This is a genomic window from Terasakiella pusilla DSM 6293 (genome assembly GCF_000688235.1).
Taxonomy (GTDB): Bacteria; Pseudomonadota; Alphaproteobacteria; order Rhodospirillales; family Terasakiellaceae; genus Terasakiella; species Terasakiella pusilla.
Map to the genome: position 1 here is coordinate 30,609 of NZ_JHYO01000010.1, position 25,846 is coordinate 56,454.

The 25,846-nt window shown below is 51.7% G+C and carries 23 protein-coding genes; 7 read left to right on the top strand and 16 right to left on the bottom strand.

Annotated elements, in window-relative coordinates:
* Positions 1-19: 19 nt before the first annotated feature.
* From Q397_RS0108275 to glpD, 6 genes are all read right to left on the bottom strand, one after another.
* Entirely contained in the window at positions 20-304 is a 285-nt protein-coding gene (locus tag Q397_RS0108275; protein ID WP_028879018.1) for a DUF2160 domain-containing protein, read from the bottom strand.
* A gap of 14 nt (positions 305-318) precedes the next feature.
* A complete protein-coding gene (locus Q397_RS0108280) occupies positions 319-1,095 on the bottom strand; it encodes a carbohydrate ABC transporter permease (protein WP_051609855.1) in 777 nt (258 codons plus the stop codon).
* Between the two features lie 77 nt (positions 1,096-1,172).
* On the bottom strand, positions 1,173-2,045 hold the full coding sequence (locus tag Q397_RS0108285) for a carbohydrate ABC transporter permease (protein WP_028879020.1): 873 nt from the start codon (positions 2,043-2,045) through the stop codon (positions 1,173-1,175).
* On the bottom strand, positions 2,045-3,127 hold the full coding sequence (locus tag Q397_RS0108290) for an ABC transporter ATP-binding protein (RefSeq protein WP_028879021.1): 1,083 nt from the start codon (positions 3,125-3,127) through the stop codon (positions 2,045-2,047). The genes Q397_RS0108285 and Q397_RS0108290 overlap by 1 nt, the downstream gene beginning before the upstream one ends.
* A 15-nt stretch (positions 3,128-3,142) precedes the next feature.
* Entirely contained in the window at positions 3,143-4,228 is a 1,086-nt protein-coding gene (locus tag Q397_RS0108295; RefSeq protein WP_028879022.1) for an ABC transporter ATP-binding protein, read from the bottom strand.
* A 25-nt stretch (positions 4,229-4,253) separates the two neighbouring features.
* Positions 4,254-5,777 (bottom strand): glycerol-3-phosphate dehydrogenase, encoded by a 1,524-nt coding sequence (gene glpD / locus Q397_RS0108300; RefSeq protein ID WP_028879023.1) that lies wholly within the window; start codon positions 5,775-5,777, stop codon positions 4,254-4,256.
* A 293-nt stretch (positions 5,778-6,070) separates the two neighbouring features.
* Here glpD and Q397_RS0108305 point away from each other — a divergent pair, with 293 nt between their 5' ends.
* From Q397_RS0108305 to Q397_RS0108320, 4 genes are all read left to right on the top strand, one after another.
* On the top strand, positions 6,071-6,844 hold the full coding sequence (locus Q397_RS0108305; RefSeq protein WP_028879024.1) for a DeoR/GlpR family DNA-binding transcription regulator: 774 nt from the start codon (positions 6,071-6,073) through the stop codon (positions 6,842-6,844).
* A 143-nt stretch (positions 6,845-6,987) separates the two neighbouring features.
* Positions 6,988-8,364: an efflux transporter outer membrane subunit gene (locus Q397_RS0108310; protein WP_051609836.1), complete on the top strand. Its 1,377-nt coding sequence runs from the start codon at positions 6,988-6,990 to the stop codon at positions 8,362-8,364.
* 3 nt (positions 8,365-8,367) lie between these two features.
* Positions 8,368-9,558 (top strand): efflux RND transporter periplasmic adaptor subunit, encoded by a 1,191-nt coding sequence (locus Q397_RS0108315; RefSeq protein ID WP_028879026.1) that lies wholly within the window; start codon positions 8,368-8,370, stop codon positions 9,556-9,558.
* On the top strand, positions 9,555-12,680 hold the full coding sequence (locus Q397_RS0108320; RefSeq protein ID WP_028879027.1) for an efflux RND transporter permease subunit: 3,126 nt from the start codon (positions 9,555-9,557) through the stop codon (positions 12,678-12,680). Before Q397_RS0108315 ends, Q397_RS0108320 begins: the two co-directional genes overlap by 4 nt.
* 50 nt (positions 12,681-12,730) lie before the next feature.
* On the opposite strand, the gene Q397_RS0108325 is transcribed toward Q397_RS0108320, so the two are convergent.
* The 10 genes from Q397_RS0108325 to Q397_RS0108370 all read right to left on the bottom strand — a co-directional run bounded on the left by Q397_RS0108325 (position 12,731) and on the right by Q397_RS0108370 (position 22,340).
* Positions 12,731-13,360: a 2-hydroxychromene-2-carboxylate isomerase gene (locus Q397_RS0108325; protein WP_028879028.1), complete on the bottom strand. Its 630-nt coding sequence runs from the start codon at positions 13,358-13,360 to the stop codon at positions 12,731-12,733.
* Positions 13,361-13,373: 13 nt separating this feature from the next.
* Entirely contained in the window at positions 13,374-14,060 is a 687-nt protein-coding gene (locus tag Q397_RS0108330; RefSeq protein WP_205618811.1) for a 3-oxoacid CoA-transferase subunit B, read from the bottom strand.
* Positions 14,061-14,076: 16 nt separating this feature from the next.
* A complete protein-coding gene (locus Q397_RS0108335) occupies positions 14,077-14,844 on the bottom strand; it encodes a CoA transferase subunit A (RefSeq protein WP_038013181.1) in 768 nt (255 codons plus the stop codon).
* Between the two features lie 54 nt (positions 14,845-14,898).
* Positions 14,899-15,741: an alpha/beta fold hydrolase gene (locus Q397_RS0108340; protein ID WP_028879031.1), complete on the bottom strand. Its 843-nt coding sequence runs from the start codon at positions 15,739-15,741 to the stop codon at positions 14,899-14,901.
* Positions 15,738-16,805 carry a branched-chain amino acid ABC transporter permease gene (locus tag Q397_RS0108345; protein ID WP_028879032.1) on the bottom strand — a complete coding sequence of 356 codons (1,068 nt, stop codon included), beginning with the start codon at positions 16,803-16,805 and terminating at the stop codon, positions 15,738-15,740. Before Q397_RS0108345 ends, Q397_RS0108340 begins: the two co-directional genes overlap by 4 nt.
* 13 nt (positions 16,806-16,818) lie before the next feature.
* Positions 16,819-17,850, bottom strand: a complete 1,032-nt coding sequence (locus Q397_RS0108350; protein WP_051609837.1) for a branched-chain amino acid ABC transporter permease — start codon at positions 17,848-17,850, stop codon at positions 16,819-16,821.
* Positions 17,847-18,575 carry an ABC transporter ATP-binding protein gene (locus Q397_RS0108355; protein ID WP_028879034.1) on the bottom strand — a complete coding sequence of 243 codons (729 nt, stop codon included), beginning with the start codon at positions 18,573-18,575 and terminating at the stop codon, positions 17,847-17,849. The genes Q397_RS0108350 and Q397_RS0108355 overlap by 4 nt, the downstream gene beginning before the upstream one ends.
* Positions 18,568-19,344 (bottom strand): ABC transporter ATP-binding protein, encoded by a 777-nt coding sequence (locus Q397_RS0108360; RefSeq protein ID WP_028879035.1) that lies wholly within the window; start codon positions 19,342-19,344, stop codon positions 18,568-18,570. The genes Q397_RS0108355 and Q397_RS0108360 overlap by 8 nt, the downstream gene beginning before the upstream one ends.
* A gap of 92 nt (positions 19,345-19,436) precedes the next feature.
* On the bottom strand, positions 19,437-20,618 hold the full coding sequence (locus tag Q397_RS0108365) for a substrate-binding domain-containing protein (RefSeq protein ID WP_028879036.1): 1,182 nt from the start codon (positions 20,616-20,618) through the stop codon (positions 19,437-19,439).
* 243 nt (positions 20,619-20,861) lie between these two features.
* Entirely contained in the window at positions 20,862-22,340 is a 1,479-nt protein-coding gene (locus tag Q397_RS0108370) for a sigma-54 interaction domain-containing protein (protein WP_240475045.1), read from the bottom strand.
* Positions 22,341-22,637: 297 nt separating this feature from the next.
* Here Q397_RS0108370 and Q397_RS0108375 point away from each other — a divergent pair, with 297 nt between their 5' ends.
* From Q397_RS0108375 to Q397_RS0108385, 3 genes are read left to right on the top strand one after another with little or no spacing between them, the layout of a single operon-like run.
* On the top strand, positions 22,638-23,798 hold the full coding sequence (locus tag Q397_RS0108375; protein WP_028879038.1) for an iron-containing alcohol dehydrogenase: 1,161 nt from the start codon (positions 22,638-22,640) through the stop codon (positions 23,796-23,798).
* A gap of 10 nt (positions 23,799-23,808) precedes the next feature.
* A complete protein-coding gene (locus Q397_RS0108380) occupies positions 23,809-24,246 on the top strand; it encodes an acyl-CoA thioesterase (protein WP_038013184.1) in 438 nt (145 codons plus the stop codon).
* Positions 24,247-24,257: 11 nt separating this feature from the next.
* Positions 24,258-25,724, top strand: a complete 1,467-nt coding sequence (locus Q397_RS0108385; protein ID WP_028879040.1) for an NAD-dependent succinate-semialdehyde dehydrogenase — start codon at positions 24,258-24,260, stop codon at positions 25,722-25,724.
* Positions 25,725-25,846: the final 122 nt, after the last annotated feature.

The window sequence follows — 25,846 nt, forward strand, 5'->3', positions numbered from 1 at the left end:
ACAGTCTGCACTTTTTTCATCAAACCCAGCGAAACACTGATCCGGCATAGATGAAACATACTCCCAACGCTCCCCAGAGGGGGCCGCCGATGAAACCAAGCCACCCCAGACAAATAAAAGCGCTGCCGAGAAGGGAAATAAACAATCTGTCCCCGCGTGTGGTTTCAAAACGCAAGATGCCTTTACGTGGGACTTGCGGTGACACCACACACCAAATGGTCATAGAGATCAGAAATGTTAAAATAGTCAGAAAGAAAACGGCCGTTTGCCAGGTCCACGCCATCCAGTTTAAATCTAGATCCATAACGTTTCTCCTCCTTACACGCGGCCCAGGGCAAAGCCCTTGGCGATATAGTTACGCACAAACCAGATCACCAACGCCCCCGGAATGATGGTCAGGATCCCGGCTGCCGCCAACACCCCCCAGTCAATCCCGGCAGCCCCGACCGTCCGGGTCATGGTCGCGGCAATCGGTTTTGCATCAACAGATGTCAAGGTACGCGCCAACAGCAATTCCACCCAAGAAAACATGAAGCAGAAGAACGCAGCCACCCCGATGCCCGATGCAATCAACGGCATAAAGATTTTCACGAAAAATTTCGGGAAGCTGTAGCCATCGATATAGGCGGTCTCGTCAATCTCTTTCGGGACGCCAGACATAAAGCCTTCCAAAATCCACACCATCAGCGGCACGTTAAACAGACAGTGCGCCAAGGCAACCGCGATATGGGTGTCAAACAACCCGACCGAGCTATAAAGCTGGAAGAACGGCAAAGCAAAGACAGCAGGCGGGGCCATACGGTTGGTCAGCAACCAGAAGAACAAGTGCTGATCGCCCAAGAAGCGGTAGCGAGAAAACGCATAGGCCGCAGGCAAGGCAACCGTAATAGAGATGATCGTGTTCAACACCACATAGGTGATGGAGTTGATATACCCGCTATACCAACTCGGGTCGGTAAAGATGGTGATATAGTTCTGGAATGTCAGATTATCGGGCCACAGGGTAAAAGTGGACAGAATTTCTTCATTCGTCTTCAGGCTCATGTTCAACAGCCAATATAAGGGCAGCATGAGGAACACGAGATAAGCTGTCATCACCAGACCACTTTTGGAGATACCCAAACGTGACAGCAGGGAGACATTGTTTTTATGGGTCAGGGTTGCGCCACTCATTATTTGGACTCCCCTTTATCGTAGTTTGTCATGATTGTGTACAAAGCCCAGCTGATCAGCAAAATAATCAGGAAGTAGATGATGGAGAAAGCAGCAGCCGGACCAAGGTCAAACTGACCGATTGCCATTTTCACAAGATCGATAGACAACAAGGTTGTTGAGTTCCCCGGTCCACCGCCTGTCACCACCAACGGCTCGGTATAAATCATAAAGCTGTCCATAAAGCGCAGCAGGAAGGCGATCAACAAAACGCGCTGCATCTTCGGCAATTCAATGTAACGGAAGGTGGCCCAACGGCTCGCCCCGTCAATTTTCGCCGCCTGATAATAGGCTTCAGGGATAGAGGCCAAGCCCGCATAGCACAACAACGCAACCAGTGAGGTCCAGTGCCAGACGTCCATTGCAATGATGGTCGCCCACGCATCGAAAATATTTTGAGTATAGTTATAGTCGATCCCCATCCCATTGAGCGCCGCGCCCAACAAGCCGATATCTTCACGGCCAAACACCTGCCAGATGGTGCCGACAACGTTCCAAGGCACCAACAGCGGTAAGGACATCAACACCAGACTAACCGGCACGCCCCAGCCCTTTTTCGGCATGTTCAGCGCAACGAAAATCCCCAGCGGAATTTCAATCGCCAAAATAATGCCGGTAAACATAAACTGACGGATCAGGGAATTGTGGAAACGTTCCGATGTGATCATTTCCTGAAACCATTCGGTCCCGACCCAGAAAAAGGCGTTGTTGCCAAAGGTATCCTGTACGGAATAGTTCACCACCGTCATCAACGGAATGACCGCACTAAACGCAACCAAGATCACAACGGGAAGAACAAGGAACCACGCCTTATTGTTAAAGGGTTTATCCATTACGCTGCCTCCCCATCAACGATCCAGCCACCTTGATAGACATTCACCCGCGTCGGATCGAAGGAGACGCGATTGACGCGCTCACTGATCGGCTGGCCTTCCGGCACGGTAATATTAATTTCACGACCAAAGAAGTCCGCGCGCACAATCTTATAGCGCCCGACATCTTCAACCCGTTTAATGGTGATCGGCAGCCCCTCGCCACCTTCATGCAGCGATGTAAATTCTGGGCGCACACCGATTTCCACGTTCGATCCCGACATGCCTTTATAGCCATAGTTCAACTGGATCGTTGTCCCTTCAATGTGGGCTTGATTACCTTCCACATGGGCGGGAATGACGTTCATGCCCGGTGAGCCGATAAAGTAGCCGACAAAGGTGTGTTGGGGGCGTTCAAACAATTCCTGCGGGGTGCCCATCTGCACCACATCACCTTCGTACATAACCACAACTTTATCGGCAAAGGTCAGCGCCTCTGTCTGATCGTGGGTCACATAGATCATGGTGCGATCCGTTTTCTTGTGAAGCGCCTTTAACTGCATGCGCAACATCCATTTAAGGTGCGGATCGATCACGGTCAGCGGCTCATCAAACAGGATCGCCGACACATTTTGACGCACGAGGCCACGGCCCAGTGAAATTTTCTGTTTCGCATCCGCCGTCAAGCCACGGGCTTTCTTGTTCAGCTCCCCCGTCATTTCCAGCATTTCAGCGATATCGCGCACACGCTGATCAATGGTCTTGGCGTCATGTCCGCGGTTTTTCAGCGGAAAGGCCAAATTGTCATAAACCGTCATGGTGTCATAAACGACCGGAAACTGGAACACTTGCGCGATATGGCGCTTTTCCGTCGGTAGGTTGGTCACATCTTCGCCATCAAACAGCACGCTGCCTTCACTTGGCGTCAACAGACCGGAAATAATGTTCAACAATGTGGATTTGCCACAGCCGGACGGACCAAGCAACGCGTAAGCCTTGCCGTCTTCCCACACATGGTCAATTTTTTTCAGCGCATAATCCGACGGGCCGGATGGATGCGGCAAGTAGCTATGTGCCAGATTTTTGAGATGAATCTCAGCCATTTTTCATCCTCCCTGTTATGCCGCTGCAAATTCTGGTGCAGCGATCAAGTCTTCCTTATCATCAAAGACATATAGATTTTTCGGATCCACATAGAGATCAATGTGCGAGCCCAGTTCCGGTTCACGCACCCCATGGGTCAACGCAACCCATCGGTCGTCGCCATGTTCCACATGGACAAAGCTTTCCGACCCCGTAATTTCTGAAACCGCGACTTCGACACGGAACGAGACGGCCTCCCCTTCCGGTTTATCCAGCCAAAGATGGTCCGGTCTGAACCCGGCCAGCATCTGACCATCCGCCAAATCCGCAAGCGCGCCTGTCGCAGGTACTTTCTGACCTTCCCCAAAGACCAGCTGCGCACCTGTCTTGGACATACGCACAAAATTCATAGGAGGGTCAGAGAAAACACGCGCCGTTGTTGCATCGATCGGGTTGCGATAAACAGACAAGGTTTCCCCAAACTGGGTCACACGCCCTTCCCACATACAGGAGACATTGCCGCCCAGCAGCAAAGCTTCAGTTGGCTCGGTCGTCGCATAGACAAAGACAGCACCGCTTTCGGCAAAGATACGCGGAATTTCAGCGCGTAATTCTTCGCGCAATTTATAATCAAGGTTCGCCAGCGGCTCATCCAACAGGACAAGATCGGCCCCTTTCACCAAAGCCCGCGCCAAGGCCGTACGCTGTTGCTGACCACCGGACAGTTCCAGCGGTTTGCGATCCAGCATTGGTTCCAGCTTCATCAGGGCGGCGGCTTCGCGGACCTTTTCATCGATTTTTTTGGGATCAACCCCTTCAATACGCAAAGGGGATGCGATATTTTCATAAACTGTCATCGCCGGATAGTTAATGAACTGCTGGTACACCATGGCAACATTTCGTTTTTGCACCGGTCTGCCCGTGACATCTTCGCCATCCCACAGCACACGACCCGATGTTGGCTTGTCCAGCCCCGCCATCAATCGCATCAATGACGTTTTACCAGACAGGGTCGGCCCTAACAGCACATTCAAAGACCCTTTTTCCAACGTCATCGTAACCGGATGAATATGGGTATCCCCATCCACCACTTTAGCTACGTTATCAAGAGTTAACGTCATTTAATCCTCACTGTTTCCACCGCTTTTAAGCAGCGTTGGTCTTTTCTTCCAGAATTCGCGTAACCGCTTTTTCCAGATTTTCTTTTTGTTGTGCCGTCATATGCAAGCCAAGCTTGGTCCGACGCCACAAGATATCTTCGGCAGATGCCGCCCATTCTTCGTTTATTAAAAAACGAACCTCGGTTTCGCTCAAAGTTGCCCCGAAATCTTCACCAAGGTCTTCTTTTGTGACTGATTGCGCCAGCATTGTCCATGCCCGTGTCCCGTATAAACGCAACAATCTTTGCGCCCATGCGGTATCCAGATAGCGGTAGTCTTCACAAAGTTTCGCAATTTTCGCTTTTACTTCAGTGACTTCAAAATCACCACCGGGCAAAACGGTTGTTGCGGTCCAGCTGCCGCCCATTTTTGGGAAAAACGGTCTCATTTTTTCAAGCACCGCTTCGGAGAGTTTGCGATAGGTCGTAATCTTGCCGCCAAAAATGTTGAGCACCGGCGCTGTTTGCGCATCGCCATGCACTTTCAGCACATAATCGCGCGTGGCTTCCTGCGCGGCACTGGCCCCATCATCATAAAGGGGACGCACACCAGAATAAGACCAAACCACATCCTTGGGCGTAATTTTCTTTTTCAAATATTGTTCGGCGCTATGGCAAAGATATTCAATCTCTTCTTGTGAGATTTCAACACCGTTCACATCGCCCTTATGATCCTGATCAGTGGTGCCGATCAGGGTAAAGTCCTGCTCATAAGGGATGGAGAAGAAAATACGGCCATCTGCGTTCTGGAAAATATAACATTTGTCGTGATCGTATAGCTTCGGCACGACAATATGGCTGCCGCGCACCAGACGGATCCCATCGTTGGAAAACTTCAGGCCGCATTCTTCAATCACATCCTGCACCCACGGGCCAGAGGCGTTAATCAATGCCTTTGCTTTGACTTCCTTTACCGTGCCATCTTTTTGATGTTCAACGCGCAATGTCCAGTGATCGCCGGTACGGACCGCAGAAAGGCATTTGTGGCGCGTTTCAATCTTCGCGCCCAACCGCTGCGCATCCAGCGCATTCAAGACCACAAAGCGCGCGTCATCCACCCAGCAATCTGAATATTCAAAGCCTTTTTTATAGATATCCAACAAAGGCTCGCCAGCCTCTGCGGTGCGCAAATCCACGTTCGACGTCGCTGGCAACAGTTTTCGCCCGCCCAGATGGTCATATAAAAACAAGCCAAGGCGCAGCAACCAAGCAGGACGCATATCTTTCTTATGAGGCAGGACGAAGCGCAAGGGCCAGATGATATGAGGGGCATTGCGCAATAACACTTCACGCTCGATCAACGACTCACGCACCAGACGAAATTCATAATGTTCCAGATACCGCAAACCGCCATGGATCAATTTCGTGCTGGCAGACGATGTCCCTTGCGCGAGATCATCTTTTTCGCAGAGATAAACGCTCAGGCCACGACCCGCCGCATCACGCGCGATCCCGCATCCGTTAATTCCGCCGCCTATAACAAATAGATCATACATACGATCTTCCAGCATTCGTCCGATCCCGTTCTTTTATTCGAATTGGACTGACAAAGTGCCTTTACACTTTCGTTTGGTCAACCTAATTCTTCGTTTTATCTTCACTTACCGCACATGCGAACAAAAATGCGGCAAATGCGAAAGCGATTTTCCGCAACGCACCATCAACCGCAACCCCTTATTTCATCAGACTTAATTAAATATTGCTCATAACTTATATTTATTTTTAGATAATTTCGTTTTATGTTCGCTTGTGTCTCATTTTATATCCCGTTAGAATGTTTTCGTTATTTTCAGAAGGGAAAGCCATGACACTCTCGTTCCGCCAACAACAGATTCTCGAAATCGCGCAGGAAAATGCCCGCGTCAGTGTGGATGAATTGGTCGAACAGTTTAACGTCACCCCGCAAACCATCCGCAAAGATTTAAACGAACTGTGCGAAGCCAAGTTGCTCAACCGCGTGCATGGCGGGGCCATGATTGCATCGGGCGTCACAAACGTCGGCTACACCCAGCGCCAAAGCATTGCGGAAGCCGAAAAACGCGGCATCGGGGAGCTATGCGCCAAGCAAATCCCCAACAATGCCTCCCTCTTTATCAATATCGGCACAACCACCGAAGCCGTCGCCCATTATCTGGTCCATCACAAAAACCTGCTGGTCATTACCAACAACATCAATGTTGCCAATACCCTGATTAACAACCCGTCGTGCGAAGTCATTATCGCAGGCGGCGTGCTGCGCCCGACAGACGGCGGCATCATCGGGGAAGCCACGGTGGACTTTATCAAACAATTTAAGGTGGATTATGCGGTCATCGGTGCGTCTGCTATTGACGAAGATGGCGCCTTGCTTGATTATGACTACCGCGAAGTGCGTGTGGCCCAAGCCATTATCGAAAACGCCAGACAAACCATCCTTGTCGCAGATAAGATCAAATTTGAACGGTCCGCTCCGGTGCGAATTGCCCATCTTTCGCAAATTTCCACCTTTGTGACGGATGAGCCTGTCTCTGACAAAATTGCGCGGATTTGTGCTGCAAATGACGTCAAGATACACGCCTTGTCCGGTAAGCACGACTAGAGTTCTCTATAAACGCGCACTCTTGTTACAATCTGTTACAAAATACCCCTTCCCACAGCAACAAGAGCGCAACAAATAACTGCTAAACATTTAATCTTTCGAATATAGTGTCAGTTGGCGTTTTTCAATTTCAAGAGAATTTAATGCACTTAAAAAAAGTAGTGACCATCGCAGGCTGCCTTGCCCTAAGTGGCTGTGTCGGTAATCTCGACACGTTGCTCAATCGCCAAGCCATTGACGCACCCGCCAACTGGCAGGACACAAAAGCCGTCACCCCTATTGACAACAACTGGCTTGCAAGCTTCCAGCGCGACGATCTAAACCGCCTTGTCCAAGTCGCGATGCAGAATAATCTTGAGATAAAAAAACGTGCCCTCGATGTGGACATCGCCGAACAAAAACTTAAACAGGCGAACAGTTCCTTCTTCCCCGATCTGGATTTTTCCTTCAGCCAAAAACGCGCCAACAGTGCCAATGATGCCAACCCGACCAACACCAGTTCTTTAGGATTGGACCTGACCTATGAACTGGACGTCTGGGGCAAACTGTCCGATCAGGCAAAACAGGCCACACAGGATTTAAATTACGCCAAAGCTACATTCGAACAAGCCCGTCAGCAATTGGCTGCAGACGTTTCCACCGCCTGGCTCAAGGTCATTGAAACCCGCCAGTTGCTGGAACTGTATGACAGGCGCGTTCAAACAGCGCGCAACAACCTTGCCATCATTGAAAGCGGGTATGAAAAAGGTCTGAACGAGGCCCGCGACGTTTATCTGGGGCGCAATGAACTGGATTCAGAACTGTCCCGCGTTGCCAACCAGCGCGCCGCCCTGTCCGAAGCACGCCGCACCCTTGAAAGATATCTTGGCGACTACCCCAAAGGCATCCTGCAAATCAACGGGGAAATCCCGATGCTTACCCAAGAGATCGCCCCCGGGCTGCCTGCGGACCTCATCTCGCGCAAGCCCTCGTTGGCAGCGAGTTGGAACAGTCTGCAATCCAAGAACGCCGCGTTGGCTTATGCCCATAAACAACGCTTGCCCGCCCTGAACCTAAGCGCTACCCTCAACGAAACCGCAGACCTGCCGAAAAACCTGTTTGACGGCAGCGCGATGCTCTGGTCCCTGCTGGGTAGTATCACTGCCCCCGTTTTTGATGCAGGCGAGCTGAAATCTAAAGAACACGTCGCCCGACTTGAACTACGCCAAGCAGAATATCAATATCTCAATGATGTTTATGATGCCTATCTCGCCGTGGAAAATGCCATCACCCGCGAAGATAGCCTTGAACAGCAATATGCCGCCACCCAACTGGCAGAACAAAACGCCCGCACCGCCCTTGACCTGTCCTTTGAACAGTATCAGCGCGGCCTGATCGAATATACCAGCGTCCTTGACTCCCAGTCGCGCCTGCATGATGCGGAAAACTCCCTCATTCAAATCAAAAGCGAATTGGTTGCCAACCGGATCAATCTGCATGTTGCCCTTGGCGGCGACTTTCAACACTCAGAGGCCCAATAAACCATGAATGTTAAAGCCATTGCAAAATTTGCCCTGCCCCTTGGCATCGTCGCCGCCACCGCTGTGACGGTGATGTTGATCCTCAATAACCCGCCCGAAGCCAAGTTCAGCCCCCCAAAAACCGCAGCCCGCATTCTGGTTGAAGTCCAAAAGATTGAACGCCAGCCCTACACCGTTGCCATTGACAGCTATGGCACGGTGCGCCCACGTACCCAAACCTCCCTAACCTCGCAAGTCTCCGGTCAGATTACCTATATCAGCGAGAATTTCCGCGAAGGCGGCTTCTTTGAAAAAGGCGAGATCATGGTGCGCGTGGACCCGCGTGATTATCGCGCCGAAGTCAAGGTTGCAGAAGCCGACCTGATCCTCGCCCAGCAGACCTTGTCGGAAGAAAGCGCACGCGCTGACCAAGCCAAGGCCGACTGGCAACGTCTGGGCAAAAAGGGAAAGCCCAACGACCTTGTCCTCCGCATCCCGCAATTGCAGGCCGCCAAAGCCAGCATGCTGTCGGCAGAAGCCAAGCTCGGCATCGCCAAACTGGCCCTTGAACGCACGGAAATTAAAGCACCTTTCAGCGGACGTATTTTAGGTAAACACGTCGATATCGGGCAAGTGGTCTCCGCCAACACCTCTTTGGCAGATATCTATGCGACCGATTTTGTGGAAGTGCGCCTGCCGATTAAAAACAGCGACCTGCCGTTATTGAACCTCCCGCAAGAAGCCAATCGCCAAGCCCCGGCAGCGATCCCGACACAGGTTCTGTTCTATTCCGACCTGATCGGGGATCAACAATGGTCCGGCATACTTGTCAGAACCGAGGGCGCCATCGACAGCGATACACAACAATTGTATGGCGTGGCCCAAATCGACAAGCCCTTTGATCTCACCCCGCCACTGATCAAGATCGGGCAGTATGTCAATGCCAGTATCATTGGACGCACCCTGCCTGATGCGATCAAAATCCCTAATAGCGCGATCTACCAAGGCACCTTTGTTTACATTGAAAAGGACGGGCTCCTGCAACGGCGCAACGTCCGTACCCTCTGGAAAAACGATGAAGATGCACTTATTGCAGAAGGATTGGAAGAAGGCGAAAATATCGTTCTTAGTCCTCTTGGGAATGTGGTCTCCGGCACCCCTGTTAAAGTCGCCGGACGTGATGAGCCGACGAAAGCCGAAGGGGCCGCACAATGATCGCCTGGTTTGCCCGCAACAGCGTTGCCGCCAACTTACTGATGATCAGTATTCTGGCAGCGGGGCTTTTTAGCCTCAAAACCAATATCCCGCTGGAAATTTTCCCGACCTTCGAAAGTGATATCGTACAGGTCAATGTTTCCCTGCCCGGTGCCACGCCGGAAGATGTGGAAAAAAGCGTCACCATCCGCGTCGAAGAAGCCGTTCAAGACCTTGAAGGAATTGAGGAAATTACCAGCACCTCATCCGAAGGCAGCTCAACCGTGATGATTGAGGTCGCCCCCAATTTCGACCAGCAACGCCTGTTGGCTGACGTTAAAAGTCGGGTGGATGCGATCAACACCTTCCCCGGTGATGCGGACCGCCCCGTCATATCCATGGCGCAACGCACCCGCGAAGTGATCACGGTTAGCCTGTCCAGCGACTATGGCGAAAAAGAAACCCGCGAATATGCCCAAGCCTTGCGTGACGAAATGTTACGCATCCCCGGTATCACACAGATGGAACTGGATGGGGTGCGCGACTTTGAAATGACCATCGAAGTGTCCCGCGATCGCCTGCGCCAATACGGCCTGAGCCTCAGCGATATTTCCAGCGCCATTAAAAACACCAGCCTTGATGTCTCGTCCGGTAACCTGCGCACCTATGGCGGAGATATCCTGCTGCGTTCCACCGGGCAGGCTTATACCAAGGATGAATTTGCCGACATCCCCATCAAAACCAATGCCGACGGATCCACCCTACGTCTGGAAGATATCGCAACCATTATCGACGGATTTGAAGAAACCCCCGTTCGCACCCGCTTTAACGGTAAAAACACCGTGCTTATTGAAGTCTACCGGATCGGGGATCAAAACGCGATTGAGGTTGCCGAAAAAATCCGTAATTTCATTGACGAAAAACAACCCAGCCTGCCGCAAGGCTTTGAGCTGTCCTATTGGGACGATGATTCCAACATCATTAAAAACCGTCTCGCGACCCTGACCAACAGTGCCATTCAGGGCGGTATCCTTGTACTTGCGCTGTTAACCCTGTTTTTACGCCCCGCGATTGCTTTTTGGGTCTTTATTGGTATTCCGGTCTCTTTCATGGGGGCATTTTTATTCATGCCCTTCTTCGATGTCTCGCTAAATGTGCTCAGTCTATTTGCCTTTATTCTGGTATTGGGAATTGTGGTCGATGATGCCATTGTGACGGGGGAAAATATCTATACCCATCTCAAATCCGCCAAAGAAACAGGCGAAGAAGCGGTCATCAACGGCACACTTGAAGTCTCCAAACCCGTAACCTTTGGCGTGTTGACCACCGCCGTTGCCTTTTTGCCGTTGGCCTTTATTGATGGGCAACGCAGTACCCTCTTCACCCAAATCCCCATCATCATTATCCCGATCCTGCTGTTTTCGCTGATCGAGTCAAAGTTTGTCCTGCCGTCTCACCTCAAGCACATCAAACTGCGTCACCAAAAAGGCGAAGTCGGACGATTTGAACGCTATCAGCAAAAATTTGCCGACGGGTTTGAAGGCGCAATCCTTAAATATTATCATCCTGCGCTCAAATGGGCCTTGAATAATAAGCTGGCGACCCTGTTTAGCTTTGTTAGCATTTTCGTCATTATGCTCGCGCTTGTGAATACGGGCTGGATGAAGTTTACCTTCTTCCCGCGTGTGCCCAGTGAAACCGTGCGCGTGACCGTGACCATGCCCACCGGCACCCCCTTTGAGGTCACAAACCGCCATGTCCTGACCATTTCTAAAAACGTTGAGAAATTACGCGAAAAATATATTGAACCGACGACAGGGAAAAGCATCGTCCTCAACAGCCTTGCCATCACAGGCAGCGGGGGGCGCAGTCATGTGGGTCATGTCCGCTTCGAAATTACCCCACCGGAACACCGCGAGCTGAAAGTCACCTCCATCCAGCTTGCCAACGAATGGCGCAAGCTCAATGGTAACCTTGCCGGGGTGGAAGAAATGGCCTACCGCGCAGAAATGGGGCGCGGTGGCGACCCCATCGATGTGCAATTGACTGGCAATACGCTGGAAACTTTGGGGAAGGTCGCTGATCAGGTCAAACAACATTTGCGCACCTATCCCACCGTATTTGATATTAGTGACAGTCTATCTGATGGTAAGGAAGAATTGCGCATTGAACTGACCGACCAAGGCAAGGCCGCCGGATTAACCCGCGCCGATGTCGCCGGACAAATCCGCAACGCTTACTTTGGCAGCGAAGCCCAGCGCATCCAGCGCGGACGAGATGACATTAAAGTCATGGTACGCCTGCCCCTTGATGAACGCCGATCCATCGCCAACCTGCAAAGCCTGTTGATCAAGACCCCAAGCGGCAACAATATCCCGCTGGGACACGTCGCCGTGTTAAAATCCGGCAAAGGCCCGTCGCAAATCTCGCGGGTCAATCGCTTCCGCACCGTCAATGTGTCGGCAGATGTGGAAAAACAAAACACCAATATGACCGTTCTCAATGATAGTTTGCGCAGCTTTATGGATGAACTGGTCCTGCAATATCCCGGTGTCAGCTACACTCTGGAGGGGGAAGCGCGCGAACAAGATGACTCGTTCAGCTCCCTTGGCATGGCGCTTGGGGCAGTCTTGATGGCGATCTACATCTTGCTGGCAATCCCGTTTAAATCCTACCTGCAACCCATCATCGTGATGAGCATCATTCCCTTTGGGATCATCGGGGCGATCATGGGCCACTTTATCATGGGCAGCAACCTGACCCTGCTCAGCCTCATGGGGATGCTGGCACTGACGGGCGTGGTCGTGAATGACTCGCTTGTCTTGGTAGATTACATCAACCAACGCCGCCAGAAAACCAATGACCTGATGGAGGCGGTCTTAACCGCAGGGGCTGCGCGCTTCCGCCCCGTTCTGCTGACCAGTCTCACCACCTTTATTGGTCTGATGCCGTTGTTGTTTGAACAATCGACCCAAGCCCAGTTCCTGATCCCCATGGCGATCTCCCTTGGCTTTGGCATCCTGTTTGCCACCTTCATCACCCTGTTGATGATCCCGGTCAACTATCTGCTGCTGGAAAATACCATCCAGTTTTTCAAAGGACTGTATGGCAAGGATAAAACAGAAAAAGCCCCGTCTTCCTAGTTTTGGGAAGACGAGGCTTTCTCGTTTGATCACACGGTCTGTAAAAGGGATTAAACCCGCGAGATTGCCATCGGCAACTCACTGATGCGTCTATATTCCTCACTTTCAAACAAAGCGGGGTTGGCCTGATAATCCAGATACATTTCTGTTGCATCATTGCCCCAGAAAATATCTTTGCCAACCACAAGGGACGGCACACCAAACAGACCTTTTTCGCACGCTTCTTGCGTGTTCAGACGCAATTGGTCTTTCACCGTTTGCTGGCTGATCAGGTCGTCTGCATCTTCCACAGCCAACTCGTCACACAAGGTCGCCCAAGCTGCCTCACTGGTCACGTCCCCACCATCACGCCAGATGAAACGGAAGATGGCTTGCACCTTTTCCGGCTCATTGTTCAGCGCAATGGCCAAGCGCAGAAACTTGATCGGGTTAAACGGATGGGCTGGTGGCATCTTAAAGGGAATCCCCGCCTCATCCGCTGTCCATTGCGCGATACGATACGTGAAGGTGCGTTTTTCCGTAATTTCTGCCGGACCGCGATTGCCCAGATGCTGCAACAATGCGCCAAACACGATGGGGCGCAGATTAATCTGGGTCAGGTCGGTTTCTTTTGCCAATCTTTCCAGCTGCAAATAGGCAAAGGGGGAGATAAAGTCAAAATACCAAGTTGTTTTCGCCATCTTTTACGGTCTCCTAAAACAGCACCATTTCACATAGATCATCGGCAACCTGAAAGCTTGCGTCTGTCATATTTTCAATATCCGCAACGCTTAGATCCGGTGCATGTTCGCGCAAGATCAATCCGGTTTCAACCACATCGAACACCGCCTTGTCCGTGACGATGGTTTTCACGCAACGTGATCCAGTCAGCGGCAGGGTACAGCGTTCTTTAATCTTGGGCGTGCCGTTTTTTTCCGTATGGTTAATGGCGGCAATCACTTTTTGAGTGCCATAACACAAATCCATCGCACCGCCGATACCGGGCCACCATTTACCATTGCGCTTGACCGCCCAGTTGGCAAGGTTGCCTTGGGTATCCACTTCCAGCCCACCCAAAATAGTCACATCGATATAGCCTTTGCGCATGGCCCCAAGCGACGTTGTCAAATCCATGATGGACGCACCGGGGTTCATGGTGATCGGCTCACATCCCGCATTGGTCATGTCGCTATCTGCCAAATCATGATCCGGCTTCGGACCAAACCCAAACGCACCATTTTCCGTATGAAAAATCACGTTTACACCATTGGGCAAATAGTTTGCCGTTTGCGTTGGGATACCAAGACCAAGGTTAACGACTTCCCCATCGCGCAATTCGCGTGCGGCACGGCGGGCGATGATCTCACGCGCGCTCATTTCCTGAATGTTAAATTCTAACATCTGTCTTCTCTCCCCTTTACGCCGCAGGCGGGACCAATTTCCCCGCCTTCACCCAACGTTTACGATAAATGTCCTGCTGTTCTTCCAAGCTGTGGCCCTGTACCACCGCATCAACAAACGGCCCCGGACAGCCCACATCCACGGGCGCAATGGTGCCCACAGGCACAATCTCGTTGACCTCAACAATCGTGAAGTCCCCTGCCATGGCAATATCGCGTTGGTTTTGACGGCTGGTAAAGCGGAATTCCACATTCCCCAACTCATCTGCGCGCCAGCCTTTAATGATGGACACGTCTGATGTCAGTGCCTCTTCGATGAAAAATTCCTGCCCATTGACGCTGACTTTGGGTTTCGGTTCTTCCAAATCGGGAAACAGGCCTTCTTCATCCAAGATACCCACACCGACCGGCACCAGCACGCCGCCCAGACCATGACCGCCTGCGCGCACTTTTTCCGCCCATGTGCCCATAGGGAAATACTGCTTCACCAGCATGCGATCTTCAAGGTAGGCAAGGCTTGATTCCGGGGTTGTGCCCACATGGGTGGAGATCAGTTCTTTAACCAACCCCGCCCCAAATAGTTCCGATTTCCCAAAATCACCCCCGGCAAACCCCGGCGTATTGGTGATCAGGGTTAAGTCTTTGACCTGTCGGTCCAGCAACCAGTCGATGCAGCATAACGGTTCACCCGCACCGACAAATTCCCCGATCATGATCCGTGCGCCGTCCGTCACTTTGGACATAGCTTCACCGATCGCCATAACCTTACTGTTATGAACGCTCATTGTTTCCTCCCTGTTCAGGATACGTATATGTTTGTTTATTTTATGTTTTTAGACTTAGCTGTTTAAAAAGCCGATGATGCGCTCAAACTGATCCGGCACATTCATCGCCGGGGCATGACCCACGCCTTCCACTTCATAAAGGTCGCAATTTTTGTTGCTTTCCAACATGGCATCGCGGGTTTCAACCGACAATAAATCCGTCACCGCCCCACGGATCAACAGCATCTTGCACTCAAGGCTGTTGAAATGGTCCCACTGATCATAATCATTGGGATGCGCGATAAACTGACGCACCATGTTAGGATCATAATGCATGGTCACCGTACCGTCCGGATTGCGCCGCACAGACGTTTCCGCCATCAAGCGCCATTGTTCATCTGTCAGATAGCCATAGGGTTTATAGATTGTGCGCAAGCCTTGTTCCAGCTCGCTGACACTTTGATAAACAGGCGGATTGCCTGCATAGGTCAGGATGCGATCAATGGCCGATTGCTCAATCTTCGGCCCCATATCGTTGAGGACCAGATGGGTGATGTTGGCGCGCATGGTTGTTGCCGCCACACGGATGCCCAAGGCCGCCCCCATGGACGTGCCCACCCATTTATAGGTTTCAAACCCAAAGTGCGCGCACAGATCACTGGCAATTTTACCATAGAAATCGAGGCAATATTGCGTATCGGGATCAGACGCCCATTGGGACAGACCGCGCCCGATGGTGTCAGGTGCAATGATGTGATACTCCCCCGCCAGCTCTTGTGCCAGCGCATCAAAGTCACGTCCGGTACGGGCTAGGCCATGCCACATGACCATCTTTTTCGCATTGCCCTTGCCCCATTCCGTGACATGCACTTCACGGCCCTGACAGGTGATGTAATGAGAGATCGGTGTATGTGTCATGTCTTTGCCTTTCTAAGTCTGCCGACAATACCTGTCGGGAAGAAATAAACCGAGAGAATGAAGAGGATACCAAACCACAACAGCCAGCGATCCGGATGGATCAGGTCCGGCAACAACGGCAGGCCCATGGCGCTAAACTGGTCAGATGCCACCTTCATCAATTCCTGCAAATAGTTTTGCGCCATGATAAACAGGGTGGATCCAATCACCGCACCATACAGCGTGCCCATACCGCCGATCACGACCATCAACAGGATATCAACCATGATGTTGAGGCTAAGCGTGGTATCAGGCCCGGTATATTTCAGCCAGATCGCCATCAAACTACCAGCAAGTGCTGCCATACCGGCGGCAAGACAGTTGGTGGCTGTGCGGTAAATCACCGTGCGATAACCAATGGCTTCGGCGCGAAATTCGTTTTCGCGGATCGCCTGCAAGACGCGCCCGAACGGTGAATTCACCACCCGCAACATGAACAGGAACAAGCCAAAGGACGCAAACAGGATGCAGTAGTACAGCACCAGCTTGCCGTTAATACTCACGCCGAAGACTTTATCCTTCATCAGTTTAAATGCCGGTGACAGTTCCCGCGGGATGGAATAGGTCAACCCATCTTCCCCACCCGTAAACTGATAAAGCTGTGACACCAGCAAGGTAAAGGCACTGGCAACCGCCAAAGTGACCATGGCAAAGAAAATCGCTTTTACCCGCAGGCTAAACAGGCCGATCAAAAAGGCCAGTAAGACAGAGCCAACAAAGCCCAAGGCGGTGCCGATAAAGATCGCATCATAGCCACGGCCCATTTCATTGAGCGTAATCGCAACCCCATAGGCCCCGATCCCAAAGAACATGGTATGGGCAAAGGACACAATCCCGGTATAGCCCAGTAACAAATCATAGCTGGCAACAAGGACGATGAAGATCGCAATGCGCATCGCCGTTTCCATGGACCGTGACCCGGGGAACAACCACGGCGTCAGCACCAGACCGACCACAATCACCACCAACAGCAATGTCAGTAGTTTGGAGCGTGGAAAATCACCGGAGAAAATATAAGAAAACATCAATCAGGCCCCCTTATCGACTTTTATTGACCGGCAGCAATCCTTCCGGACGCCACATCAAAATGAGAACCATCAACAGGATGTTCGACCCCAACGCCACTTTCGGCGCAAGGTAGCCTGTATAGTTAGCGAGCAAACCCACCATCAAGGCACCGATAAAGCACCCTTCAACAGAGCCCAGACCACCGATGATCACGACGATAAAGATCAAGATCATCACGTTCATGCCCATATGGGCGGTCACGACTTCTTCATAAAGTCCCCACAGCACGCCGCCAAATCCAGCCAGTGCAGAGCCTGCAACAAACACCAGAATAAACACCATGGAAATGCGATAGCCAAGGGCGCTTACCATCTCGCGGTTTTCAACACCTGCGCGGATCACAAGTCCCAAACGCGTGCCGTTTAACGTCCAGCGCATGGCAAAAAAGATGATCAGACCCAAGACAACTGCGAGCAGACGGAATTTTTCAATCGCAATGGTGCCAAAGGTGAAAGACCCTTGCAACGCCAACGGGCGCAGGATGGTGATTTCGTCCGGTCCCCACAGCACGTAGATCAACTGTTCGGTGACGATCAGGCCACCCATGGTGATCAAAATCTGTTTCAGGTGATCGCCGTAAACCGGCTTAACAATGACACGTTCAAAGACGTATCCCGCAACACCCGTCAGCCCCATGGCGGCAACCACGGCTAGCAAGATCGCCGCAATATTTAAAAAGGCGACATCAGCCCCCGTCCAACTTGGCAGCATAAGCAACACCGAAATGCCAGCAAAAGCCCCAAGGGAAATAAAGGCCCCATGTCCAAAGTTCAGGACATCCATCAGGCCGAAGACCAAGGTCAGACCCGATGCCATGACAAAAATCATCATGCCCATGGCAAGACCCGCAAGGGTCAAGGTGACCCACGTATCAAATTGCCCGATCAGGGCCAAGGCTGCCAAGGACACAATCGCGGTTGCCAATAAAGGCAGATTGCGTTCGGACAGCAGAGAAAGTTTCGGGGCGCGCGTTGCGCTCAACCCTTTATCGTTCGTACTCATTGGTGTGCCCCCATGCTCAGGCCTAACAGCTGTTCTTGCAGCTGTTCATTTTCTGCTAAATCGGACATTTTACCGCTATGAACAACCCGTCCGTCATCCATGACGCAGACAGTATCCCCGATGGTTTTCGCCATCTGGAAGTTCTGTTCCACCATCAAGATTGTGGTGTCGGTTTGTTTCAGTTCCACAAAGGCTTCGGTCAACGCGCCAATGATGGCAGGTGCCAGACCTTTTGTCGGTTCATCCACCAGCAACAGACTGCTGGGTTCAATCACCGCACGTGAAATGGCAAGCATCTGTTTTTGCCCACCGGACAGGTTGCCCGCAGGCCAGTTCCAGAACTTTTTCATCGCCGGGAACAATTGGAAAATCCAATCAAGACGCGCCTCATCCATCTCGCCCGTGCGCGCTGCCAAGATCATATTCTCTTTGACGCTAAGGGCAGAAAAAATGCCCATATCTTCCGGCACATAGGAAATCCCGTTTTTTGAAATATCGTGGGTTTCCATTTTTGTAATATCGGACCCGTTAAAGGTCACGCTGCCTTGGCTCGCCTGCCACAATCCCATGATTGTGCGCATGGTGGTTGTTTTACCCGCACCATTTCGGCCCAGCAGCATGGTGACACCCCCGCGCGGTACTTTCATATCCACCCCTTGCAGGATGTGATATTGCCCGATATGGGTATGGACCCCTTGCAGGTTTAGACAAAGTTGATCAGACATGGTCGGCAACTCCTGTCCCTAAATATGCTTCCTGCACAATCGGGGAGGACATGACCTCTTTCGGTTCGCCATCGGCAACCAGAAACCCATTGTGAAGGACAATAATACGATCCGCCAAGGAATGGATGACATCCATTTTATGTTCTACCATCAGGACGGTTTTGTTTTTGTCGGCCTTGATCTCGTGGATCAGGTCCAGAATGACCGGAACTTCATCCACACTCATACCCGCTGTTGGTTCGTCAAACATCAACACGTCATGTTCCAAAGCCAGCATCAGTGCAACTTCCAGCTTGCGCTGTCCACCGTGTGGCAGTGTGGAGGCGATCACCTCAGCCTGATCATAAAGCCCGACGCGGGCCAAAAAATGATCGGCCTTTTCATTCAATTCACGATGACGGTCCGCCATCATAAAGATGTTCAACCCAATACCGGCGCGGCTTTGCACAGCCAGTCGCACGTTTTCACGCACCGTCAGGTTTGAAAACAGGTTGGTCAGCTGAAACGCGCGCGCCAACCCTTTGTGTGTCCGTTCAGAAACCGGCATGGAGGTGATATCCTCCTCATTTAGAAACGCGCGGCCTTCGGTGGCTTTTAACTGACCAGAGATCAGGTTGAAAAAGGTTGTTTTCCCTGCACCATTGGGGCCGACAATCGCAGTCAATGTACCGCGATGAAATTCTGCTGTGACGTTATTGACCGCCACGTGACCGCCAAACCGCACGGTCAGACCGTCGGTGCGCAGGACGGGATGTTCTTGACCTGTCATCGAGTTTTTCCGAAGTTAGAAAAAAGGGAAGAAAGGGAGAGACGCATGGGTCGTACGCCTCCCCCTCTCTGGGGAGTGACACGAAGGTCGTGTTAGTTACGGATCGGAACGTTCATTTCTTCGATCGGAATTTCACGGACCAGTTCCGGGATCGCCCATTCAACGTTCTCATCCACTTTCAGCTTGAAGTGATACATGGATTGCAGCGCCTGATGGTCTTCTTTACGGAAGATCATTTTACCTTTCGGCGTGTCAAACTCCATACCTTCCATCGCCGTGATCAGGTCTTCAGTGTCGCTGGAACCTGCCTTTTTCAAAGCAGCAACAACTGCCATACCCGCTGTCATACCACCTGCTGTGAAAAAGTCCGGCGGGCTGTCAAAACGTTTGTAATGTTCAGACACCAACCACTTGTTTGCGTCATTCTGTGGGATGTCGTGGTAGTAATAGGTCGCGCCTTCCATACCCGGCAGCACTTTTAAGGCCTTCATCACAGCCAGAATATTACCGCCTGTTGCCAGCTCAACATTAAAACGTTCCGGGTTCATGGCTTTGATTTTACCCATCGGGTTACCGGCACCAGCCCAGATCACAAAAATGATTTTACGGCCTTCTTCCTTGTCCAGCGCATCAAACAGGCGCTGTGCAGAAGCGGTAAAATCTTTGGTGTCACGCGGGGCGTATTCTTCAAAGACCAAATCGGCCCCTGTGTTTTGCAGTGCTTCTTTAAAAGCGGCAACGCCGTCACGACCAAACGCATAATCTTGCGCAAGTGTGGCGATTTTTACGCCTTCCTGACCCAATGCAACCGCGTTTGCAATCGCATCCTGGGACGAATTACGCCCGGTGCGGAAGATAAAGCGGTTGAATTTTTCACCCGTGATCGAGTCCGCGACAGCAGGTTCGACCAGCAACAGTTTTTCATATTCCTGCGCGACCGGCAGCATCGCCAAAGCCACACCAGAAGACACCGGGCCAACTGCCAGATCAACTTCATCGTCAGCATAAGCTTCTGCCAACAAGGCTTTGCCCAGATCAGGTTTCAGCTGTGTATCTTTTTCAATAACTTCGATTTTACGACCATTCACTTCCATGGTCCCGCCAGTGGCAAACTCCAGCCCCATCAGCAATCCGGTATGGGATTGTTTGGCGTAGGCCTCATACGGACCTGTCTTCCCGTAAACATGTGCGATCTTGATCGGATCAGCGGCTTGTGCTTGAACGCTTAGACCTATAGCGCAGGCCAGCGCCACGGCAAACTGTGGCAACTTCATTGTAGGCTCCCTGTTAAATAAATATTTTTTGTTACTGACCTCTCTAAGGCAAATGTCGTGCCAGATTTTAAAAAGCACCTAAAACTGCCATTGCGAAAGATCTAACACAGCTTTTCTTCTTTTAGGACACACCCCAAACTGTCCGGTTATTCGGACAAAGCCTTTTAAATCAGCCTTAAGGCACTGTTTTCAATTGAATATTTTAAATGTGTCCGAAAAAGATACAGTTTACACACTGTCCGGTTAATCAGACAGTATCCCGAAAGCTGTCAGTTTTTCATAAAACTGCGCGCGAGAAATTCCCAATCGTTTTGCTGCTCTGGATTTCACATTATTTTCTTCCGCCAGGGCTTTAATCAATGCCTGACGTTCAATATCTGCCAGCACTTCTTTCAGCTTCTTGCCTTCTGGCAGCGGGTCAAATCCGGCATTCTCTTCCACAGCGCGCACTTGGCGCTGACGCTTGGCAAGACTAGGGATCAACTCGATGATATGGCGTTCTTCCAGCACATCTTCATCAAAACGCGCACTTGCCTGATCCAGTATATTGCGCAATTCACGCACATTGCCGGGCCAGTCATACAATTTTAAAAGCTCAATAGCTTCATCGGAGAGTGCGGGTGTTGGTTGACCTGTTGCTTCTGCGATATGGTCCAACAAGACCTCACACAACCCCGGCAGGTCTGACGGACGTTCCTTCAACGACGGCACCAACAAGGGCACCACATTCAGGCGGTAATAAAGGTCGGCGCGGAAATCACCATTTTGCACCATTTCTTCAAGGTTTCGACTGGTCGCACTGATGACGCGCACATCAACGGACTGCACCTTGTTGGACCCGACAGGTTCCAGCTCACCTTCCTGCAAGACGCGTAACAGCTTGGGTTGCAGGCTGGCGGGCATGTCCCCGATCTCGTCCAAAAACAACGTGCCGCCATCCGCCAGTTGAAACTTCCCAAGACGGTCTTTTTTAGACGCCCCTGTATAAGCACCAGAAGCAGTGCCGAACAATTCCGCCTCCAACAATCCTTCCGGGATCGCAGAGACGTTGATACGAACCATGGACGCGTCCGATCTTGCAGAACTATGATGGATCGCATGGGCCAGCAGCTCTTTACCTGTCCCCGTTGCACCCAGCAACAAGACGGGCACGTCACGTTCTGCCGCGCGTCTGGCTTGGCGTTTCAGTTCCTGCACCGCTTTGGCATTACCAACAAAGTTAGAAAAACGGTACTTCGCCTGACGGGTTGCCGCCAGTTCTTTCTCCGCCTTCTTCAGATCGTTCTGCATGTTTTGAAAACGCGAAACCAAGGGCTTGAGCGCATTGAGGCGATCAAACAAAATGACCCCCATCGCGCCCACAATCCGGTCATTATCATCACTCAACGGAATGCGCGAGATGGTGATCTGACGTTCTCCCAAATCCACGATATCGATCAAATCCGGCTGACCTTTGTCGATCACCCGCTTCATATCTGTATGCGGTAAAATCTCAGCCAGATCGCGCCCCTCCAAGGGCTCGGTCCCATTCCAGCCGATCAAAGCCTTGAACTTATCGTTCATCCAAATGATCCGGCAGGAGGTATCAACCGCAAACGCTCCTTCGTAAAGATCATCAAAGACCTTTACCAGCGTACGTGCGGCTTTCAGCCGTATTTCACCTTCCATATTGGGGTGTTCGACTTTTTTAAGCCGAAAGAAAAACTGGAACGGATCACCCATATTGCAATCTCTTTACGCCTACCTGTTTATAATTATCTGTTTTTATTGCAAATACCGCGCCACCTTACGTCCTTGCCCTTAAAAAAGTCCAAGGATTTTTTTATGAATGCCCTCCTAACCAGACCCGCCTTGAGCGAATATCGCTCTTTTTATTTAGGGTTTTGAGCGCTCATAGCTCCGCCTGATGTATTTACCCTACATAAAACCATTTTAAAACAATACCTTAAATCGATCCATCAAATGGCATCCCCTTTGCTATTGAGCGTGTAAGTTTTAATAATCGGCAGGGAGATATCCATGAGTACCTTTACCTTCAACACCACCAAAAGCATCCTGTGTGAACCGGGCGTGTGCAAACGTCTGGGCGCGTTGGTGAAAGATCAGATCGGCGATAAGGTCTTTTTGGTCACTGACCCCGGCCTGATCCAATTGGGTTTGATCAACCCTGCACTGGACAACTTAAAAGAAGCAGGCGTCACCTTTGAAGTCTACAGCGATGTGGTCGCTGATCCACCCGCCCATGTGGTTGAAGATGCCTGTGCCAAGGCCCGCGCCCTTGATATCGACGGGGTCATCGGTTTTGGTGGCGGCTCATCCATGGATGTCGCCAAACTGGTCGCCCTGATGGTCGGCAGCGGCGAAAAACTGGATGATATCTACGGCGTCAATATGGTGCGCGGCAAACGCCTGCCCCTGATCCAAGTCCCGACAACCGCGGGCACAGGATCGGAAGTCACGCCGATCTCGATCATCACCGTTGGCGAGAGTGAGAAAAAGGGCGTGGTTGCCCCGGCATTGCTGCCTGACCTTGCCTTGCTGGATGCAGAACTGACCCTTGGCCTGCCTGCACATATCACAGCAGCAACAGGCGTGGATGCCATGGTCCATGCGATTGAGGCTTATACCTCTACATCCGTCAACAACAACCCAATCTCCCGCGTCCTTGGTTGTGAAGCCCTGCGTCTGTTGGGTGGCAATATCATGACAGTGGTGAAGGACCCGAAAAACATTCAGGCACGATCTGATATGTTGCTGGGCTCCACCCTTGCCGGACAAGCCTTCGCCAACTCCCCCGTCGCAGCGGTTCATGCGCTTGCCTACCCGTTGGGCGGCATTTATCACATCCCCCACGGCCTCTCCAACGCGCTTGTGCTACCACACGTGATGGCGTTTAACGCCCCTAACTGCCTGAACGAATATGCCGAGCTTGCCCCTTACGTCTTCCCGGAACTGGCAACTGTCACAGACCTTCAGGATCGTGTGGATCAGTTTATCCAAAAGACCGCGCAACTGTCGTGCGACCTTGGCCTGCAAACAACCTTGCGCGAAATGAACATTGAAGAAAGCGCGCTTGAAACACTGGCATCTGAAGCCATGAAACAAACCCGCCTGCTGGTCAACAACCCGCGTGACGTCGATGAGCAAGCCGCCCTCGACATTTACCGCGCAGCTTTTTAAGGGGTGTCTGATGGCGAGTAAACCTATTCCAAAAAGCCGCAAGGACTTTGCCCATTTCACCACCATCCAGACCCGCTGGATGGACAACGATGTCTATGGGCATGTCAATAACGTCAACTATTACAGTTACTTCGATACGGTGGTGAACAGCCACCTGATCGATCAAGGTGCCCTTGATATCCAGAATAGTCCCGTCATCGGTCTGGTTGTGGGAACCAAATGTAATTACTTTGCCTCATTTTCCTTCCCCCAAAAGATCGAGGCGGGGCTCGCCGTGACCAAGGTGGGTTCCAGCTCCGTTGTTTATGAGATCGGCCTTTTCCATGAAGGCGAGGACACCTGTGCGGCCCAAGGTCACTTTATCCATGTCTATGTGGATCGTGCGACCAACAAACCGACCCCCCTGCCCGCTGCGTTGAAAGACGTTGTTCACGCGCTTACCCTTTAAAGGAATTTTCCATGCCCCTTACTCTGTCAAACCCCGACCTGTTAAAATCCCAAGCCTTTATTAACGGGCAGTGGGTCGATGCCAATGACGGCAGTATCCTTGAAATCACCAACCCCGCAGACGGCAGCCTGATCACGACTGTACCGGACATGGGCGCGGCGGAAACATCGGACGCCATCGATAAAGCCAACGCCGCTTTCAATGACTGGAAAGCCCGCACTGCCAAAGAACGTGGTGCCGTCTTGCGTCGCTGGTTCGACCTGATGCTTGCCAACCAAGAAGACCTCGCGGTCCTCATGAGTGCCGAACAAGGCAAACCCCTTGTTGAAGCCCGCGGCGAAGTCGCCTATGGCGCAAGCTTTCTGGAATGGTTTGCCGAAGAAGCCAAGCGCGTCTACGGGGATGTGATCCCCTCCCACGGTCGTGACAAACGCATTGTAACCGTCAAACAGCCGATCGGTGTCGTCGCTGCCATCACGCCGTGGAACTTCCCCATCGCCATGATCACCCGTAAAGTTGGTCCGGCCTTGGCCGCAGGCTGTCCGGTCGTGGTTAAACCCGCAGAAGATACGCCCTTAAGCGCGCTTGCCATGTGTGTCCTGGCACAAGAAGCCGGTTTGCCCGATGGCTTGTTAAACGTCGTGACCTGTTCCAAAACCAATACCCCCGCAGTCGGCACGACCTTGATGGAAAGCCCGATCATTCGCAAAGTCAGCTTCACCGGCTCCACACCTGTTGGCAAGCTGTTGATGAAACAAGCGGCTGATACAGTTAAAAAAGTTAGTCTGGAACTGGGCGGCAATGCGCCCTTTATCCTGTTTGATGATGCAGACCTTGATGCGGCAGTCGAAGGCGCGCTTGCGTCCAAATACCGCAACACGGGTCAGACCTGTGTCTGTGCCAACCGTCTGTTGGTGCAAGACAGCGTCTATGATGCGTTTGTTGAAAAGCTAGCTGCCAAAGTCGCCACCTTTAAAGTCGGCCCCAGCCTTGACGGCGACAATCAGCAAGGCCCGCTGATCAACCAAGCCGCCCTTGAAAAAGTCCAGCGCCATGTGGACGACGCGGTCTCCAAAGGGGCAAAGGTCAAGCTAGGTGGTAAGCCCCATGCCTTGGGTGGCACCTTCTTTGAACCAACGATCCTGACCGACGTCACCGCTGACATGATCGTCACCAAAGAAGAAACTTTTGGTCCCCTTGCCCCGATCTACCGCTTTAAAACCGAAGAAGAGGCCATTGCCCTTGCCAATGATACGGAATTTGGTTTGGCGTCTTATTTCTACAGCCGTGATATCGGTCGTATCTGGCGTGTTGCCGAAGCCTTGGAAAGCGGCATGGTCGGCATTAACGAAGGCATTATCTCCACCGAAGTTGCCCCCTTTGGCGGCATCAAGGAAAGTGGTCTGGGCCGTGAAGGCTCGGCCTACGGCATGGATGAATATGTCGAGATGAAATATCTCTGCATGGGTGGTGTTTAAACCCTGTTCCTCCCCTCTTAAACACCGCCTATACGCGAAAGCCCATCGTCTCTCCCGTCGATGGGCTTTTTGCTGACCTAAATAAAGGCATAAAAAAACCCGCCGACCAGAACCAGCGGGTT

Excerpts from the sequence above, each read along its gene's own strand:
- Q397_RS0108370 (WP_240475045.1), bottom strand. The coding sequence starts at position 22,340 with ATGGGTGATCCGTTCCAGTTTTTCTTTCGGCTTAAAAAAGTCGAACAC.
- Q397_RS0108280 (WP_051609855.1), bottom strand. The coding sequence starts at position 1,095 with ATGACAGCTTATCTCGTGTTCCTCATGCTGCCCTTATATTGGCTGTTG.
- Q397_RS0108335 (WP_038013181.1), bottom strand. The coding sequence starts at position 14,844 with ATGAGCGTTCATAACAGTAAGGTTATGGCGATCGGTGAAGCTATGTCC.
- Q397_RS0108295 (WP_028879022.1), bottom strand. The coding sequence starts at position 4,228 with ATGACGTTAACTCTTGATAACGTAGCTAAAGTGGTGGATGGGGATACC.
- Q397_RS0108355 (WP_028879034.1), bottom strand. The coding sequence starts at position 18,575 with ATGTCTGATCAACTTTGTCTAAACCTGCAAGGGGTCCATACCCATATC.
- Q397_RS0108340 (WP_028879031.1), bottom strand. The coding sequence starts at position 15,741 with ATGACACATACACCGATCTCTCATTACATCACCTGTCAGGGCCGTGAA.
- Q397_RS0108285 (WP_028879020.1), bottom strand. The coding sequence starts at position 2,045 with ATGGATAAACCCTTTAACAATAAGGCGTGGTTCCTTGTTCTTCCCGTT.
- Q397_RS0108380 (WP_038013184.1), top strand. The coding sequence starts at position 23,809 with ATGGCGAGTAAACCTATTCCAAAAAGCCGCAAGGACTTTGCCCATTTC.
- Q397_RS0108290 (WP_028879021.1), bottom strand. The coding sequence starts at position 3,127 with ATGGCTGAGATTCATCTCAAAAATCTGGCACATAGCTACTTGCCGCAT.
- Q397_RS0108375 (WP_028879038.1), top strand. The coding sequence starts at position 22,638 with ATGAGTACCTTTACCTTCAACACCACCAAAAGCATCCTGTGTGAACCG.
- Q397_RS0108320 (WP_028879027.1), top strand. The coding sequence starts at position 9,555 with ATGATCGCCTGGTTTGCCCGCAACAGCGTTGCCGCCAACTTACTGATG.
- Q397_RS0108360 (WP_028879035.1), bottom strand. The coding sequence starts at position 19,344 with ATGACAGGTCAAGAACATCCCGTCCTGCGCACCGACGGTCTGACCGTG.
- Q397_RS0108365 (WP_028879036.1), bottom strand. The coding sequence starts at position 20,618 with ATGAAGTTGCCACAGTTTGCCGTGGCGCTGGCCTGCGCTATAGGTCTA.
- Q397_RS0108325 (WP_028879028.1), bottom strand. The coding sequence starts at position 13,360 with ATGGCGAAAACAACTTGGTATTTTGACTTTATCTCCCCCTTTGCCTAT.
- Q397_RS0108330 (WP_205618811.1), bottom strand. The coding sequence starts at position 14,060 with ATGTTAGAATTTAACATTCAGGAAATGAGCGCGCGTGAGATCATCGCC.
- Q397_RS0108310 (WP_051609836.1), top strand. The coding sequence starts at position 6,988 with ATGCACTTAAAAAAAGTAGTGACCATCGCAGGCTGCCTTGCCCTAAGT.
- Q397_RS0108385 (WP_028879040.1), top strand. The coding sequence starts at position 24,258 with ATGCCCCTTACTCTGTCAAACCCCGACCTGTTAAAATCCCAAGCCTTT.
- Q397_RS0108350 (WP_051609837.1), bottom strand. The coding sequence starts at position 17,850 with ATGAGTACGAACGATAAAGGGTTGAGCGCAACGCGCGCCCCGAAACTT.
- Q397_RS0108315 (WP_028879026.1), top strand. The coding sequence starts at position 8,368 with ATGAATGTTAAAGCCATTGCAAAATTTGCCCTGCCCCTTGGCATCGTC.
- Q397_RS0108345 (WP_028879032.1), bottom strand. The coding sequence starts at position 16,805 with ATGTTTTCTTATATTTTCTCCGGTGATTTTCCACGCTCCAAACTACTG.
- Q397_RS0108275 (WP_028879018.1), bottom strand. The coding sequence starts at position 304 with ATGGATCTAGATTTAAACTGGATGGCGTGGACCTGGCAAACGGCCGTT.
- Q397_RS0108305 (WP_028879024.1), top strand. The coding sequence starts at position 6,071 with ATGACACTCTCGTTCCGCCAACAACAGATTCTCGAAATCGCGCAGGAA.
- glpD (WP_028879023.1), bottom strand. The coding sequence starts at position 5,777 with ATGCTGGAAGATCGTATGTATGATCTATTTGTTATAGGCGGCGGAATT.